A 16,222-nucleotide genomic window follows, 5' to 3' on the forward strand; every position below is an offset into this window, starting at 1 on the left:
TAACAAGAATGTCACAGCGAGCGACAAACGTCCGTCGTTCCATCTCCGTTCGAAAGAGTTGATGACGCGCTCGTAGCGACCGGCAGTAGCTTCTGCGCGGGGTTTGGTTGTCGCCTGCGAAGGAGAGCCGAGATGCCAGCTTACGTACAGCATCATCAGGATGTCGAAATCGCGCCCGTGAATTGCCCCACCTGCATGGGGTTTTTGCCAATGTATGTGCGCGAGGTCGAACCGCATTGGAGCCTCGCCAAAATCGACTTCGTCTATGAATGCGCCGATTGCGGCGCCGAGCTCCGGCAGACCATCCGCAAGCCGGAGCTGCTGCGGCACTGACCCCGCGAACGGCGAGGCGCCCAACTATTTGCGCTCAGCGGAAAAAGCGCCGTTCACGCGGATCTGATGCCTCCCAAACGAGGCTTGTTCTTTGCGGGGAACGCAGGCAGAACAAGCCCTAAAGCAAGACCTTTGGGAGCGCCCTTTCGTGGCTGATCAGAAGGCCTCGACGTCGATCGAGGCAGTGGAGAGCGGCCTCGCCGCGCAGGGCTACATCGCGAGCCGGCAGATCGCGACCGCCGTTTATTTGTCGCAGCAGATCGAGAAGCCGATCCTGGTCGAGGGACCCGCGGGCGTCGGCAAGACCGAGCTTGCCAAGGCGATCGCGGCCTGGCGCGGCATGAAGATGATCCGCCTGCAATGCTACGAGGGCCTCGACGAGGCCAAGGCGCTCTACGAGTGGAAATACGCCAAGCAGCTGCTCTACACCCAGATCCTCAAGGACAAGCTCGGTGAAGTCCTCGGCGGCGCGCAGACGCTGCATGCCGCGCTCGACCAGTTGCACGATTTCGGCGACGTGTTCTTCTCCAAGGAATTCGTCGAGCCGCGTCCCCTGCTGCAGGCGCTGGAGCAGCCGGGCGGCTGCGTGCTGCTGATCGACGAGATCGACAAGTCCGACGCGGAATTTGAATCGCTTCTGCTGGAAATCCTCTCCGACTTCCAGGTCACGATCCCCGAGCTCGGCACCGTCTCGGCGATCACGCCGCCGACGGTGATCCTCACCTCCAACAGCGAGCGCGACCTCGGCGATGCCCTGAAGCGGCGCTGCCTGCATCTGCATATCGGCTTCCCCGAGCAACGGCTCGAGGAGCGCATCGTCGAAAGCCGCGTGCCCGGCATCTCGCAGGCGCTGCGCCGGCAGATGGTCGGCTTCATCCACGAAATCCGCTCGCTCGATCTGAAGAAATTGCCCTCGGTCAGCGAAACCATCGATTGGGCGCGCGTGCTTGTGCTGCTCCAGGCCACTGAGCTCGACACCGACATCGTCAAGGACACGCTCAACGTGCTCCTGAAATACGAAGCGGACATCGAGGCCGCATCGCCGCAGGTGACGACCTTCATTGCCAAGGCGGCCCGGTCCAACGTCTTCGGTTGACGCCGATGCGCGAGAACCTCCATCGTTTCTTTCGGGCAGCGCGGGGCGTCGGCGTTCACGTTTCGCCTGCCGAAAGCATCGATGCGATGCGCGCTGTCGCGAAAGTCGGCATCTCCGACCGCACCGTGCTGCGCGACGCGCTGCTGCTGACGCTCGCCAAGTCGCAGGACGAGAAGCTTGCGCTCGGCGACTGCTTCGATCTCTTTTTCAGCCAGCCCGAGCCGCGGCAGGACCAGACTGAAGCCGCGGGCAACGACGACGCCGCGCAGGACGCGGACCAACAGGCGGACCCGTCTTCTTCATCCGGCTCGGCCGGCGAGCCGGGCCAAGCCCAGCCGCCCGAAAGCCTCGGCCCCCTCGCACAGATGCTGCTGTCGCAGGATCGCAACGCCATCTCGGCCGCGATCGCCAGCGCCTCGGGCGCCGCCTCGCTGTCCGATATCCGCTACTCCACCCAGCGCGGCATCTTTTCGAGCCGCATCCTCGACGCCATGGGCCTGCAGCGCCTGCGCGACGACCTCGACGAACTCACTGCGACCAACCCTGCGCTGGCCGAGCGTTTGCGCGCCGCGCTCGACGCCTTGCGCGAGGCGGTGCGCGACACCGTCTCGCAGGGGCTAGCGCTCTATGCCCGCGAAGAGGCCGAGAACCTCCGCAACGAGATTTTGCGCAACGCGCCGCTCGCCCGCATCGAACGGCGTCAGGTCGCCGAGATGCGCGCCCTGATCCGCCAGATCGCGCGCCGCCTGCGTGAGCGCTATTCCAAGCCGCGCAAGCGTCAGCGCCGCGGGCATCTCGACGTGCGCCGCACGCTCCGTCGCAACGCCGCCTGGGGCGGCGTGCCCTTCCTGACCGCATGGAAGCGCAAGCATCGCGACCGGCCGAAGATCGTGGCGATCTGCGACGTCTCCGGTTCGGTCGCCCAGGTCTCCGATTTCTTCCTGCTGCTGATCCACTCGTTGCACGAGGTGGTCGACGACGTCCGCTCCTTTGCCTTCTCCTCGCACCTGATCGAGGTCAGCGAAATTCTAGAGAAGAACTCGCCGGAAGAGGCGATGGCCGAGATCATGTCCAAGGTCGGCTTCGGTTCGTCCGACTACGGCTCCTCGCTGGTCGATTTCGAGAAGGACTTCATGAGCACGCTGACGCCGCAGACCACGGTGATCGTGCTCGGTGATGCCCGCAGCAACAACCTCGACCCGCGCGCCGATATCCTGCGCCGCATCTCCGAGCGCTCCAAGCGACTGGTCTGGCTCAATCCGGAAGGGCGCCTCGCCTGGGGCTTTGGCGATTCCGAGATGCCGCGCTATGCGACGTTCTGTACCGTCGTACGCCAATGCGCCACCGCGCAGCAGCTCGAGCGCGCTGTGTCCGACATTGTGGCGACTTATCAGTAGGCCTCGCTCGCGAGCCGACGTCAGTTTCGCGCAAGCTCCGCTTGCCCTCCGTTGCACTCCCGGAAGTGAGTGGCGATTTCGTCGAGCGCGCGCTGCTCCCATTCTTCGGCCTGGGCGAGCCAGAAGATCCGGCGATCGAAATCGAGCGCCGCACGCTCTCGGCACAGCGATTCCTGACTGCGAATTTCAACCAGCCTGTTCATGCACTCCACTCCTGCCGCGTGAAGTCATTCCCCGCGAATCAAACTAGCAGAATCCCGGATTTACGGCCTCATGATTTCGCGCCGTCCCGTCGCATAATGGGACAGCGATACTTCCCGTGCACTGCGGTAGCTTGCAGCGCAGCATCAACTGCAGATCATCAATTAGTGATCAAGGCACGCGGACGAATTTCGTGATTGAGCGATCTATTTCTCGTGTCGCAACGAAGTGCGGCAATTTGTGAAGAGACGTTCTAAACGGCTCACCGGATTCCCGACTCATTGTCGTCGCACGGTCTTCACGCGGCGTCGCTAACAGAGGCGCCAACGGCACCATCGCTTGAGGCAACATGAGCAACGATCTCGACTTCGAACTTAGCCCGGACCAGTGGGAAGCGCTGCGCACACTTCGCAGCCCGCCGTCGAACGGTCGTCTGTCGAAGCCCTATCTCATCGATGGCCTCGTCGCGCTCGGCCTCGTCGTCATCAATGACGGCGCGCCTGTGATGACGCCAGCCGGACGCAAGGTGCTGGTGCGCGGATCGTGCCGGCTGCTCGACCTCGCGGCGTGACGCGCTCGCGCTGATCATCTCCGCCGGCATTTTCAGCGCGGAGGTCAGTCATCCCACTTCAGGAGCGGCGATCCATATGCCCTCCTCCAGACCGACAGGAAACGCGGAAACCAGGAGTGAGCCACCGCGCCCTGATAGGCCCAGGTGCGATATTTCAGACCCTGCTCGGAGATCAGCTCTGGATATCCGCCATGCAGCTCGGTCGCGGTCCGAATATCCTTCAATATTCCCTGGGCGCATGAACGGTAGGTATCGTTCGCCGAGAATTCATCATAGTCTAGCATGCGATCTGCGAATTCGACGTTGAACGTCGGCCAGGAGGAACGGCCCTGATAGGCGGGCGCCGCGATCTTGTGGATCATCTTGTTGCGTGGATTATCCGCGGACACCAGGAAGTGGAACGTGCTGGGGATGCGAAAACGCGGCTCCGCGATGATCAGATCCGCCGTGGCCGCGAACAGTGCGCGCTCGCTCGCATCGTTCAGATCCCAGAAGCCGCGATGCACGCTCACGAAATCCAGAGCGACCGCAGACGCCGGCGGGCCTTTCGGACCATCCAGGGAATGCCTGATGAAGCCGTCCCTGCCGAACAAGTGAAGCAGGTCCTTCTTGTACTGCACGAGGTCGCGCCCGAGCAGCCGCTTCAGTTCGTTCTCGTCGACGATCCCGAGCTGCACGCTCCACACGAATGTCGTGTAGACGCAGGCATTTGTCACGAAGCGCCGTCGCTCGGCGCGGGTGTCCGTCGCAGCGGAACGAGGGCCGCTGGCGTCACACAAAAAGTACCTGATGCCGTCATGGTCGAATGGCTCGAGCTCGCTCGCAAGCTTGAGGACCGAACGCTTCAGGTCGCCGCCATATTCGGCCAGCAACAGACGGCCGGCATGCGCACATTGCGACAGCGCCAGATAGGATGGTGCCCTCTGATCGGCCGAGATCATTTGCTGCAGGCCGGCCAGGATGCCGAGCAGCGTATCCGACGGAGGCGAGAAGTAGTTCACGCCGAGGTACCGTCCTCGCCCCGCCGGGACGATGGTCGTCGTGACGACGCCGGCGCGAACCGCTTCCAGCAGTAAGCGGACGCTCTTGTCGAGCAACCGAGCCCGCCGCACCGCGTCCTGCGCGTCCATGATGGTGTCGGGATCGAGAACGTCGGGATAGAACCAGGCGAAGTCTCGGGGATAATAGGCGGATGCGTGGGGTGCGCCCGTGACGAGGAAGGCTTCGGTCGCCGAAAACGCGCTGTCCATCGCATGCCGGTAGAGGTCCTCGATGGCCGACAACGAATGAGGCCATTTTCTCAGGAAGCGATCGCCGAGAAAATTGACCGCCTGGAGGGCGTTGGCGAGGAGCGTCGCAGCCGCGCCTTGGTAGAATCGGTTTCCACGTTCTGAGGGCAACGAGATATCGCTATTCATCTGTGGCCAGGATCACTCCGATGGTGCGGCCACCATCCAGAGCATGGCTGATTCGTATTTCCTCCAGATGACGCGCGATCCCTTCGCCGAGCGACGCCTTTGGAACGATCTTGGCGCCCACATCCCGATGGGAGCCCTCTTTCTCCGGACCGCAGCAGCCGGCATCTGAGCCGGCCCACATACGCAATATTTTTCAATCGGTTAGGAACGGGGCGGCAGCGACCGCGGCCGGCGTGGTCAGCCGACCCCCGATTTGACTTGAACCGTCACAAATCTACAAGCGGCGCGATCCCAACCTTGCGCGAGGGCCCCTGCAGAGCGCACGGACGCAAGCCGGCTACCCGGCCGCAGGCACCGCCCGCCCGCCGAAGCGTTGAGCAAGGGATGACGCATTTTCACACCTTACGCCGGGGTTCAAACTAGACCACTATTGGGTCACTTCACCATGCAAGCGCATCTGCGAATGTTGGATTCGACACCTGACGGCCTGAATTCCGGCAAGTCCCCGCTGTTGCGGACGATCGGGCTCACCAAGCGTTATGGCGATTTCCTCGCCAACGATTGCATCGACATCGATATCAGGCCCGGCGAGATCCACGCGGTGCTTGGCGAGAACGGCGCCGGCAAGTCGACGCTGGTCAAGGCCATTTACGGCCTGGTCCAACCCAGCGCCGGCGAGATCCATTGGCAGGGGCAGCCTATCGTGCTGTCCGGCCCTGCGGATGCGCGCAAGCGCGGCATCGGCATGGTGTTCCAGCACTTCTCGCTGTTCGACAATCTCACCGTCGCCGAGAACGTCGCGCTCGGTCTCGACGGCAAGGAGTCCTTCAAGGACATATCGGCGCGGCTTGCACAGGTGTCGAAGACCTACGGCCTTCCGCTCGATCCCCGGCGCGAGGTCTGGCAATTGTCGGTCGGCGAACGCCAGCGCATCGAAATCGTCCGCGCCTTGATGCAAGACCCGAAATTCCTGATCCTGGACGAACCCACCGCAGTCCTGACACCGCAGGAGGCCGATCAACTCTTCATCGTGCTCGAGCGCCTCAAGGCCGAAGGCCGCGCCATCCTCTATATCAGCCACAAGCTCGACGAGGTGAAGCGCCTCTGCGACACCGCAACGATCCTGCGCGGCGGCAGGAAGGTCGAGACCTGCAATCCCCGGCGCGAGACCGCAGCCTCCCTCGCGCGCATGATGGTCGGCGGTGAGATCAGGGAGGTGAACGCGGCCTCCAGCCGGAAGACCACCGTACCGCGGCTCGTCGTCAACGATCTTTCGCTTGAACCAGGCGAGGCGCACGGCGTACGGCTCGATCATATCTCTTTCGAGCTGAGGGGGGGCGAGATCCTCGGTATTGCCGGCGTCGCCGGCAACGGCCAGGACGAATTGTTCGCCGCACTCTCCGGCGAGCGGTTGTCGAAGCACCCGGACACCGTGGTGATCGAAGGCATCGCCGCCGGCCGACTTTCGATCACGCAGCGGCGCAGGCTGGGCGCGGCGTTCGTCCCCGAAGAACGGCTCGGCCATGGCACCGCGCCGCGCATGAAGCTCTCCGAGAACGCGCTGCTGACCGGACACGCCGCGAGCGGCATGGTCCGTCGCGGCTTCATCAATAGTGCCGCCGCACTGAAGACCGTCGACCTCGCGACCGAGACGTTCGACGTCCGCAAGGCCAAGCGCGATCCTGAGGCCGCATCGCTCTCCGGCGGCAATCTGCAAAAGTTCATCGTCGGGCGCGAGATCTTGCGCAATCCCGCGGTGCTGGTTGTCAGTCAGCCGACCTGGGGCGTCGATGCCGGCGCCGCCGCCGTCATTCGCCAGGCGCTGCTCGATCTCGCGGCTGCAGGCGCCGCCGTGCTCGTGACCAGCCAGGACCTCGACGAGCTCGCGGAGATTGCCGACCGGATCGCCGTGATGTTCCACGGCAGGCTCTCGGCGCCGCTTGCAGCCAGCGAGGCGACGCGCGAAAAGCTCGGCCTTCTCATGGGCGGCAGCAGCCTCGAGCCGCAGGAGGCCGTGCATGCAGTTGGTGCTTGAGAAGCGCGCCGAGCGCTCCGGCACGATCGCGCTGGTCTCGCCGCTGATCGCGGTCGGCCTCACCATCGCGACCATGGTCATTCTGTTTGCGATCCTCGGCAAGAATCCGCTCCTTGCCCTGCACGCCTATTTCATCGCGCCCTTGACCGACGGCTATTCGCTTCAGGAGATCGCGGTGAAGGCGACACCGCTGGTGATGATCGCGATCGGGTTGTCGCTGTGCTACCTCGCCAAAGCCTGGAACATCGGCGCCGAAGGGCAATTCCTGATCGGCGCGGTCGCCGGAAGCTGGATCGCGGTGAGGACGCAAGGCACCGACGCCGGGGCCTGGGTGTTGCCCGCCATGCTCATCCTTGCTGCCGCGGCTGGTGCGCTCTATGCGCTGATCCCGGCGATCTGTAAGGTGAGGTTCGGTGCCAGCGAGATCCTGACCAGCCTGATGCTGGTCTATGTTGCCGACCTCTTCCTCGACTATCTCGTGCGCGGCCCCTGGCGCGACCCGCATGGCTTCAACTTCCCGACCACGGCCGAGTTCGATCCCGTCGCGACGGTCCCGCTGCTGATCGAGGGCGGTCGGCTCCATCTCGGCTCGATCATCGCGCTTCTCGTGGTGGCGGCCGCCGCAATCCTGCTCGGCCGAACCATCAAGGGTTTTGAGATCCGCGTCGTTGGCGCAGCGCCCCGTGCAGCGCGGTTTGGCGGCTTCAAAGCCGATCGGCTGGTCATCCTCACCTTCGCGATATCAGGCGCGCTCGCGGGCCTCGCCGGCATCATCGAGGTTGCAGGTCCCATCGGCCATCTCCAGCCCGGCATCTCTCCGGGTTACGGCTTTACGGCGATCATCGTTGCTTTCCTCGGCCGGCTGAACCCGCTCGGAATATTGGTCGCGGGCCTTTTCCTTGCGTTGACCTTCATCGGCGGCGAGCAGGCGCAGATCGCGATGAAGATCCCGCTGGATGTCACCAAGGTCTTTCAGGGCATCCTGCTGTTCTACGTGCTCGCCTGCGATTCCCTGATCCTCTATCGATTCAAGCTGGTCTTCCCCAATCGACAGGTGACTCGTGGAGCTGGTTGAGGCCATCATCCTTTCGGTGCTCGCCGCGTCGACGCCACTGCTGATCGCGGCGACCGGCGAGCTCGTCACCGAGCGATCCGGCGTACTCAATCTCGGCGTGGAGGGCATGATGATCGTCGGCGCGGCCTGCGGCTTTGCCGGCGCCTGGCTCACCGGATCGATATTCATCGGCGCGCTGTTCGGCATCGCCGCGGGCACATTGATGTCGTTGATCTTCGCATTGATGGCGCTCGGCCTCGCCGTCAACCAGGTCGCGACGGGTCTTGCGCTGACCATTCTCGGCGTCGGGCTGTCTGGATTGATCGGCGCCGGCTTCGTCGGCGAGCGCATCACGCCGGCGGCGCATCTCCACATTCCCGGCGTCACCGACATCCCACTGTTCGGCCGCGTGCTGTTCGGCGAGGACGGTTTCGTCTACGTCTCCATCGCCCTCGTGATCGGTGTCTCGTGGTTTCTCTACCGCACGCGCGCCGGATTGATCCTGCGCGCGTGCGGCGACAATCACGCCTCCGCGCACGCGCTCGGTTATCCCGTGCTGCGCATCCGCACCTTCGCCGTGATGTTCGGCGGCGCCTGCGCCGGACTTGCCGGCGCCTATCTGCCGCTCGCCTATACCCCGTTCTTCATCCCCGGCATGACCGCGGGCCGCGGCTGGATCGCGCTGGCGCTGGTCGTGTTCTCGTCCTGGCGGCCGGGCCGGCTCGTGGTCGGTGCCTATCTGTTCGGCGCGGTGACGATCCTGCAATTGCACGCCCAAGGCTGGGGCGTCGGCATTCCCTCGCAGTTCATGTCGGCACTGCCTTATCTCGCAACGGTCGTCGTCCTGGTGCTGATCTCCCGCGCGCGCAGCGGCGGCTCGACCGCGCCCGCCGCGCTCGGCACCGTGTTCGTGCCTGACCGCTGAATTCATTTTCGAAACGCGCGCGATGGGGCGCACGCGTTCGGATCGTGGCTTTCCCCTGATGTTTGGAGATCGATGATGAGCAAATCACTTCTTGCGTTGGCCGCCGGGCTCTTGCTTGCAGGGAGCATCAGTGCAGCCTCCGCCGCCGACAAGCTCAAGGTCGGCTTCATTTATCTCGGCCCGATCGGCGACCTCGGCTGGACCTACCAGCACGATCAGGGGCGCCTGGCGCTGGTGAAGGAGCTCGGCGACAAGATCGAGACCACCTATCTGGAGAACGTGCCCGAAGGCCCCGACGCCGAGCGCTCCATCGAGCAGCTCGTCCGCGCCGGTAACAAGCTGATCTTCACGACATCGTTCGGCTACATGGACCCGACGCTGAAGGTCGCCAAGAAATATCCGAACGTGCATTTCGAGCACGCCACCGGCTACAAGCGTAACCCGAACATGTCGACCTACTCGGCCAAATGGTGGCAGGGCCGCTACATCCAGGGCCTGATCGCGGCCAAGATGTCGAAGACCGGCGTGCTCGGCTATATCGGCTCGTTCCCGATTCCGGAGGTCGTCTCCGGCATCAATGCGACGATGCTGGCCGCGCAGACCATCAACCCGAACATCAAGGTGAAGATCATCTGGGCCAATACATGGTTCGACCCGGGCAAGGAGGCCGACGCCGCCAAGGCTTTGATCGACCAGGGCGCCGATATCATCATGCAGCACACGGATTCGCCCGCCGCGATGCAGATCGCCAGCGAGCGCGGCAAGCTCGCCTTCGGCCAGGACTCCGAGATGATCAAGTTCGGGCCCAAGACCCAGCTGACCTCGATCCTCGACACCTGGGGCCCCTACTACATCGAGCGCGTCAAGGCCGAGCTCGCGGGAACCTGGAAGTCCGAGGACAGCTGGGGCGGCCTCGACAGCCACATGTTCGCGATGGCGCCCTATACCAACATGCCCGACGAGGTGAAGAAAATGGCGGAGGATGCCCAGGCCGCGATCATCTCGGGCAAGCTGCATCCGTTCAAATGCCCGATCGTTGGGCAGGACGGCAAACCGGTCGAGTGCAAGGGCGGCGATCACCTCGACGACGGGCAGATCCTCGGCATGAATTTCTACGTGAAGGGCATCGACGACAAGCTGCCGGGCAAGTAGCACGCTTCTTGCTTTACCCAATTCACCTGCTCCTCCCGGAGGAGGTTCGGAGGGGGTGGCCAGAAGCACCCGGCACTTGTGGTCGCCCCCTCCTTCAATTCGTCACGAGCCCGCCTGCATCGCCCGCGCCGCGGAACCGTGGCGGCGGATGAGATCGGCGACATCGAGACCGGGAATCGCGCCGTCGATCACGACCCATTTCCCCGCCACCATCACCCGGTCGGCCCGATGCGCCCCGCACAGCACCAGCGCGGCCAGGGGATCGCCACGGCCGGAGAAGCGCAGCTCGTCGAGCTTGAACAGCGCAAGGTCCGCCGCCTTGCCGACGGCGATCGCGCCAAGCTCGGGCCGGCCGACGCAGGCCGCCGATCCCTGGGTGGCCCAGCGCAACGCGTCCTTGTGGCTGACCCTGCCCACGCCATAGCGGGCCCGCTGCAGCAGGAAGGCGGCGCGGACCTCCTGCATCAGGTTCGAGCCGTCGTTCGACGCCGAGCCGTCGACGCCGAGCCCGATGCCGACACCGGCCTCCTCCATCTCGCACACGGGGCAGCAGCCCGACGCCAGGATCTGGTTGCTGCACGCGCAATGGCTGATGGTCGTCCTCGCCTTGCCGATCCGCTTGATCTCGTCGGCGTTGAAAAAAATGCCGTGGGCGAGCCAGGTGCGCGCATTGAGCCAGCCGCACTGTTCGAGATAGTCGAGCGGGCGGCAGCCATATCTCTGCTGGCAAAATTCGTTCTCGTCCTCGGTCTCGGCGAGATGGGTGTGCAGGCGCACGTCGAGTTTTTCGGCAAGATCGGCGGTGGCGCGCATCAGCGAGGTCGTCACCGAGAACGGCGAGCATGGCGCAAACCCAATCTGCACCATCGCGTCCGCCCCGCGCTGATGGTGCTTTGCGACCACGCGCGCGCTATCGGCGAGGATCGTGTCCTCGTCCTGCACGACGCTGTCGGGCGGCAGGCCGCCGTCGCGCTGCGACAAATTCATCGAGCCGCGCGTCAGCAGCACGCGCACACCGAGCCGTCTTGCCACGCCGACCTCGATATCCACGGCGTCCTCGAGCCCCGCCGGGAAGACGTAATGATGGTCGGTCGTCGTCGTGCAGCCCGACAGCAGCAGCTCGGACATCGCCACGGTGACGGCGAGCTCGAGCGCATCAGGCGTCAGCTTCGCCCAGACCGGATAGAGCGCCTGGAGCCAGGGGAACAGCTCGCGGTCCATCGCAGCCGGCAGCGCCCGCGTCAGCGTCTGGTAGAAATGATGATGGGTGTTGATCAGGCCCGGCAGCACGACATGGTCGCTCGCATCGAACACCACAACATCCGCCGTTGCAGGCATACCTCCGGCCGGCACGAGCTCGACGATCCGGCCCTCCTTGACCACGATCCCGCGCCCCGCGCCGTCGGCATGGATGGCCAGGGGATCCCTGATCCAGATCGGCTTTGTATCGGCCATGATCCCGCTCCTCCTTCACATCCGCTAACGACAGGCAAGCCAGGTCAACGGCCCGATCACCCTCGCGCCACGACTTGTTTGTTGCGACTTGGCTCCGGTCTTGCAAGACTCATCATCACGATTCACCTGCGGAAGCGTTGGCGCAGCCATGGATTTGAACACCATCACGACCGTGGCCCATCCGCAAACACGGGCGCAATTGCCGGCCTGGACGGCCGGCGACGCCTGGCTCGCCGGCGGCACCTGGCTGTTCTCGGAGCCACAAGTCCATTTGCGCCGGCTGATCGATCTGACCGACCTGAGATGGCCGGCACTGACCAGCACCGACAGCCATCTGTCGATCGCCGCCACCTGCACCGTCGCGCAGCTCGACGGCTTCACCTGCCCGCCCGATTGGCTGGCCGCGCCGCTGATCAGCCAGTGCTGTCGGGCTTTCCTTGCTTCGTTCAAGATATGGAAGACCGCGACGGTCGGCGGCAATCTCTGCATGTCGCTGCCGGCGGGACCGATGATCTCGCTCACCGCGGCGCTCGACGGCGTCTGTACCATCTGGAAGGCCGGCGGCGGCGAGCAGAGGATTCCCGTGGTCGAATTCGTCACCGGCAACCAGCGCAATCGCCTGACGCCGGGCGACCTGATCCGGCAGATCGACATCCCGATCGCTGCGCTGAAGCGCCGCACGGCCTTTCGCCAGATCTCCCTGGCGCCGGTCGGCCGCTCGGCGGCGTTGCTGATCGGAAGCCGCGATACTGACGGCACGCTCGCGCTGACGGTCACCGCATCCACGGTGCGGCCGATCCGATTGGCCTTCCGCAAGCTTCCCGATGCGAATGCTTTGCACGACGCCATCACGCAGCAGATCACGGACGAGCTGTACCACACCGACATCCACGGCCAGCCGCTCTGGCGCAAGCACATGACGCTGCGGCTTGCCGAGGAGATTCGCGGCGAGCTCCAGGGAGCGATGCGGTGAGCTTCGAAATCAACGGCAAGTCGTTTGCGCAGGAGCCGCGCGCCGGCCAGTGCCTGCGCACGTTCCTGCGTGAGCTCGGCCATTTCGGCGTGAAGAAGGGCTGCGACGCCGGTGATTGCGGCGCCTGCACGGTGCTGCTCGACGGCGAGCCGGTGCATAGCTGCCTGATCCCGGCCTTCCGCGCCCACGGGCACACCGTCACCACGATCGAAGGGCTCGGCGGCGAGGACGGCGCGCATCCGATGCAGCACGCCTTCCTCGACGCGCAAGGCTTTCAATGCGGCTTCTGCACCGCCGGCATGATCTTGACCTGCGCCTCGCTGGACCAGGCTCAGCGCACCGATCTCGGCTCTGCGCTGAAGGGCAATATCTGCCGCTGCACCGGCTATCGCGCCATCGAGGACGCGCTGCTCGGCAAAACCAATGTCGAGACGAGCGTCGAGCCCGGCGCCGCCTTCGGCCGCAGCCTCCCGGCGCCGGCAGGCCCCGACATCGTCCGCGGCAAAGCGCGCTACACGTTCGATACCGCAATCGAGGGCCTGCTTCACATCAAGCTGCTCCGTTCTCCCCACGCCCACGCCAGGATCGTGGCGATCGACAAGTCCGGGGCGCTGAACGTGCCTGGCGTGCATGCGGTCCTGACCCACGAGGACGCGCCGAAGGTCCTGATCTCGACCGCGCGGCACGAGAAGGACTGGATGGACCCCGAGGACACCCGCATCCTCGACGACGTCGTCCGCTTCATCGGCCAGAAGGTCGCCGCCGTCGTCGCCGAGAGCGAAGCCGCCGCCGAGGAGGCCTGCCGGCGTATCAAGGTGGATTACGAGATTCTGCCCGCGCTGATTGACCCTGAACAGGCGATGGCGCCGGGCGCGCCGATCATTCATCCCGATCGCACCATTGCGAACCGCATCGCCGATCCCCAGCGCAACCTCGCGGCGGAGACGCATGGCGAGTTCTGCGACGTCGCGGCCGCGCTCGCGACGTCCGCCGTCACTTTTGAAGCGACCTTCCACAGCCATCGCGTGCAGCATGCGGCGCTGGAAACGCATGGCGGCCTCGCCTGGCTCGACGAGGCGGGCGTGCTCAATGTCCGCACCTCGACGCAGGTGCCGTTCCTGACCCGGCGCGCGCTGTCCGACATCTTCCAGCTTCCCTTGGACAAGGTCCGCGTGTTCTGCGAGCGCGTCGGCGGCGGCTTCGGCGGCAAGCAGGAGATGTTCGTCGAGGATGTCCTGGCGCTCGCAACGCTCAAGACCGGACGCCCGGTGAAGCTGGAGCTGACCCGCGAGGAGCAGTTCATCGCGACCTCGACGCGCCATCCGATGCGAATCCACATCAGGGCCGGCGCCGATGCCGACGGCAAGCTCACCGCGCTGCAGCTCGACCTGCTCTCCAACACCGGCGCCTACGGCAATCATGCCGGGCCCGTGATGTTTCATTCGTTGTCCGAATCCATCGCCGTCTACAATTGTCCGAACAAGCGGGTCGACGGCTACGCCGTCTACACCAACACGGTGCCGGCGGGCGCGTTTCGCGGCTACGGTCTGCCCCAATCGCAGATTGCGATCGAGGCTGCGATCGACGAGCTGGCAGTGCAGCTCGGCCTCAGCCCCTACGAGATGCGCCGGCGCAACATCGTCAGGCCCGGCGATCCCATGCTGTCGCCGCCGCCGTCCGAATTTCACGACGTGCTCTACGGCTCCTACGGGCTCGACCAATGCCTCGACCTCGTCGAGCGCGCGATGCAAGCCGATGGTCCTCGGCCGGAGCTGTCGCCGGACTGGCTGATCGGCGACGGCGTCGCGCTGACCATGATCGACACGGCGCCGCCGGCCGGGCACTTCGCCGACGCCACGATCGCGCTCGGCGAGGACGGCGGCTTCGCGCTCACCGTCGGCACCGCCGAGTTCGGCAACGGCACCAGCACGGTGCACCGGCAGATCGCCGCGACAACCCTGGCAACCACCGTCGACAGGATCCATCTGCGGCAGTCCGACACGGCCCACGGCGGCCACGACACCGGCGCCTATGGCAGCGCGGGCATGTTCGTCGCAGGCAAGGCGACTCATGCGGCTTCCATGCAGCTTGCGGCCGCGCTGAAGGCGGCCGCCGCCGATGCGTGGCTGTGCGACGCCGGCACCTGCGTGCTCGAGGACAATGCGGTCGTCAGCGGGGTCCGACGCATGCCGTTTGCGGAGCTGGCAAAGCTCGCACGCGAACGCGGAGAGCGGTTCGCAGGCAACGGCGATTCCGCCGGGACGCCGCGTTCGGTCGGCTTCAACGTCCAGGGCTTTCGCGTCGCCGTGAACAAGGGCACCGGCGAGCTCAGGATTCTCAGAAGCGTGCATGCCGCCGATGCCGGCGTCGTCGCCAATCCCATGCAGTGCCGCGGTCAGATCGAGGGCGGCGTTGCGCAGGCGCTTGGCGCTGCGCTCTACGAGGAGATGGTGATCGACGCCGAGGGGCGCGTCACCAACCCGAAATTCCGCGACTACCACCTGCCCTCGTTCGCCGACGTTCCGCGCACCGACGTGTTCTTCGCCGAGACGTCCGACACGATCGGGCCGCTGGGCGCGAAGTCCATGAGCGAGAGCCCGTACAATCCGGTCGCCGCCGCGCTCGGCAACGCCATCGCTGACGCCACCGGCATCCGCTTCACCGCGCCGCCGTTCAAGCCGGACCGGCTGTTTCCGGCGCTGCTCGACAAGTTCGGCGGTTAGCTGCCGCGATAGGTCGAATAGCTCCACGGCGTGATCAGCAGCGGCACGTGATAATGATCTTCCGGCGCGCTGATACCGAAGCGCAGCGGGACTTCGTCGAGGAACGGCGGATCGGCCATCGGCACGCTGCGCTCGGCATAATATCGACCGACGCCGAATCTGAGCTCGTAGCGGCCGATCGGCAGCGGCCGGCCACCAATCAGCGGCTCGTCGGTGCGGCCATCCGCATTGATCACGGCGCGCGTGATCACGCGGCTCTCGCCGAGATTTGCCAGCTCGACCAGCTCGACCGCAATGCCGGCCGCGGGCTTGCCGATGTGATTGTCCAGCACATGGGTTGACAGGCGGCCGTGCACCTTCAGCCTGTCCTCGGCCACGACGAGCTGGTCGAGCCGCAGCGCGGAGATGCGGCCGATCTCCTCGATCGCGCGCCGCGTTTCGGTCTTGAGCATGTTGCGCAACCGGATCTCGAAATCGCGCAGCACGGAATCCCTGGTGTGACGGCGCACGCAGACGATATAGGGGAAGCCGAACTTGTCCCGATAGGCATTGTTGGCGCGCTCGAATGCCGCGTATTCGGCCTCCGACAGGCGGTCGAGGCCGGCGCTGTTCTGCTCATCGGTCGAGTCGGCCGTCAGCCCCGCCGCGCGCTGGGTCTTGCCGGCGAGATCGGGATGCGCCCGGATCAGCGCCAGCTGCACCTCGGGGTCGGCGCTCTGAATCGCCGTCATCAGCGCCGTGTGCAACTGGTTGACGCCGGCGAACGGCCGTTTCTCGGCAAGCTGCTCGGCAATCCACGGTGAATATTCCACGACATTGGCGAGCACGGCGACGAAATCCGCCTTGCTTGCAGCGTTGAGCTCGACGAGCGAGATCTTCGGCATCGCCC

14 protein-coding genes are annotated in these 16,222 nt (G+C 65.1%); 10 read left to right on the top strand and 4 right to left on the bottom strand.

The annotated features are described in order from the left end of the window. Positions 1-132 precede the first annotated feature (132 nt). The 3 genes from CO669_RS21470 to CO669_RS21480 all read left to right on the top strand — a co-directional run bounded on the left by CO669_RS21470 (position 133) and on the right by CO669_RS21480 (position 2,826). Complete coding sequence (locus CO669_RS21470) at positions 133-333, top strand: hypothetical protein (RefSeq protein WP_036007702.1); 201 nt, start codon at positions 133-135, stop codon at positions 331-333. A gap of 148 nt (positions 334-481) precedes the next feature. Beyond that, a complete protein-coding gene (locus CO669_RS21475; protein WP_027562443.1) occupies positions 482-1,429 on the top strand; it encodes an AAA family ATPase in 948 nt (315 codons plus the stop codon). A gap of 5 nt (positions 1,430-1,434) precedes the next feature. Beyond that, positions 1,435-2,826 carry a vWA domain-containing protein gene (locus tag CO669_RS21480; protein ID WP_097662020.1) on the top strand — a complete coding sequence of 464 codons (1,392 nt, stop codon included), beginning with the start codon at positions 1,435-1,437 and terminating at the stop codon, positions 2,824-2,826. 20 nt (positions 2,827-2,846) lie between these two features. On the opposite strand, the gene CO669_RS21485 is transcribed toward CO669_RS21480, so the two are convergent. Then, entirely contained in the window at positions 2,847-3,029 is a 183-nt protein-coding gene (locus CO669_RS21485) for a hypothetical protein (RefSeq protein WP_097661932.1), read from the bottom strand. 347 nt (positions 3,030-3,376) lie between these two features. Here CO669_RS21485 and CO669_RS21490 point away from each other — a divergent pair, with 347 nt between their 5' ends. Then, positions 3,377-3,598: a hypothetical protein gene (locus CO669_RS21490; protein WP_097661933.1), complete on the top strand. Its 222-nt coding sequence runs from the start codon at positions 3,377-3,379 to the stop codon at positions 3,596-3,598. Positions 3,599-3,642: 44 nt separating this feature from the next. On the opposite strand, the gene CO669_RS21495 is transcribed toward CO669_RS21490, so the two are convergent. Further along, positions 3,643-5,016: a hypothetical protein gene (locus CO669_RS21495; RefSeq protein ID WP_097661934.1), complete on the bottom strand. Its 1,374-nt coding sequence runs from the start codon at positions 5,014-5,016 to the stop codon at positions 3,643-3,645. A 445-nt stretch (positions 5,017-5,461) separates the two neighbouring features. Here CO669_RS21495 and CO669_RS21500 point away from each other — a divergent pair, with 445 nt between their 5' ends. The 4 genes from CO669_RS21500 to CO669_RS21515 all read left to right on the top strand — a co-directional run bounded on the left by CO669_RS21500 (position 5,462) and on the right by CO669_RS21515 (position 10,182). Continuing rightward, positions 5,462-7,051, top strand: coding sequence for an ABC transporter ATP-binding protein (locus CO669_RS21500; protein WP_502694500.1), 1,590 nt, complete (start codon positions 5,462-5,464; stop codon positions 7,049-7,051). Further along, on the top strand, positions 7,035-8,126 hold the full coding sequence (locus CO669_RS21505) for an ABC transporter permease (RefSeq protein ID WP_097661936.1): 1,092 nt from the start codon (positions 7,035-7,037) through the stop codon (positions 8,124-8,126). Before CO669_RS21500 ends, CO669_RS21505 begins: the two co-directional genes overlap by 17 nt. Beyond that, the gene (locus CO669_RS21510; RefSeq protein WP_097661937.1) at positions 8,113-9,030 is read left to right on the top strand and encodes an ABC transporter permease; all 918 of its coding nucleotides are present in this window, start codon (positions 8,113-8,115) and stop codon (positions 9,028-9,030) included. The genes CO669_RS21505 and CO669_RS21510 overlap by 14 nt, the downstream gene beginning before the upstream one ends. Positions 9,031-9,105: 75 nt before the next feature. Then, positions 9,106-10,182: a BMP family ABC transporter substrate-binding protein gene (locus tag CO669_RS21515; RefSeq protein WP_198964164.1), complete on the top strand. Its 1,077-nt coding sequence runs from the start codon at positions 9,106-9,108 to the stop codon at positions 10,180-10,182. Positions 10,183-10,284: 102 nt separating this feature from the next. On the opposite strand, the gene CO669_RS21520 is transcribed toward CO669_RS21515, so the two are convergent. Further along, positions 10,285-11,637: an 8-oxoguanine deaminase gene (locus tag CO669_RS21520; RefSeq protein WP_097661939.1), complete on the bottom strand. Its 1,353-nt coding sequence runs from the start codon at positions 11,635-11,637 to the stop codon at positions 10,285-10,287. Positions 11,638-11,785: 148 nt separating this feature from the next. Here CO669_RS21520 and CO669_RS21525 point away from each other — a divergent pair, with 148 nt between their 5' ends. Further along, entirely contained in the window at positions 11,786-12,610 is an 825-nt protein-coding gene (locus CO669_RS21525) for an FAD binding domain-containing protein (protein WP_097661940.1), read from the top strand. Further along, the gene (locus tag CO669_RS21530; RefSeq protein WP_097661941.1) at positions 12,607-15,333 is read left to right on the top strand and encodes a molybdopterin-dependent oxidoreductase; all 2,727 of its coding nucleotides are present in this window, start codon (positions 12,607-12,609) and stop codon (positions 15,331-15,333) included. The genes CO669_RS21525 and CO669_RS21530 overlap by 4 nt, the downstream gene beginning before the upstream one ends. On the opposite strand, the gene uraD is transcribed toward CO669_RS21530, so the two are convergent. After that, complete coding sequence (uraD, locus tag CO669_RS21535; protein ID WP_097661942.1) at positions 15,330-16,217, bottom strand: 2-oxo-4-hydroxy-4-carboxy-5-ureidoimidazoline decarboxylase; 888 nt, start codon at positions 16,215-16,217, stop codon at positions 15,330-15,332. The two genes, CO669_RS21530 and uraD, sit on opposite strands and share 4 nt — an antisense overlap. Positions 16,218-16,222 lie beyond the last annotated feature (5 nt).

Source organism: Bradyrhizobium sp. Y36, assembly GCF_002531575.1.
In the GTDB taxonomy this organism is placed as follows: domain Bacteria; phylum Pseudomonadota; class Alphaproteobacteria; order Rhizobiales; family Xanthobacteraceae; genus Bradyrhizobium.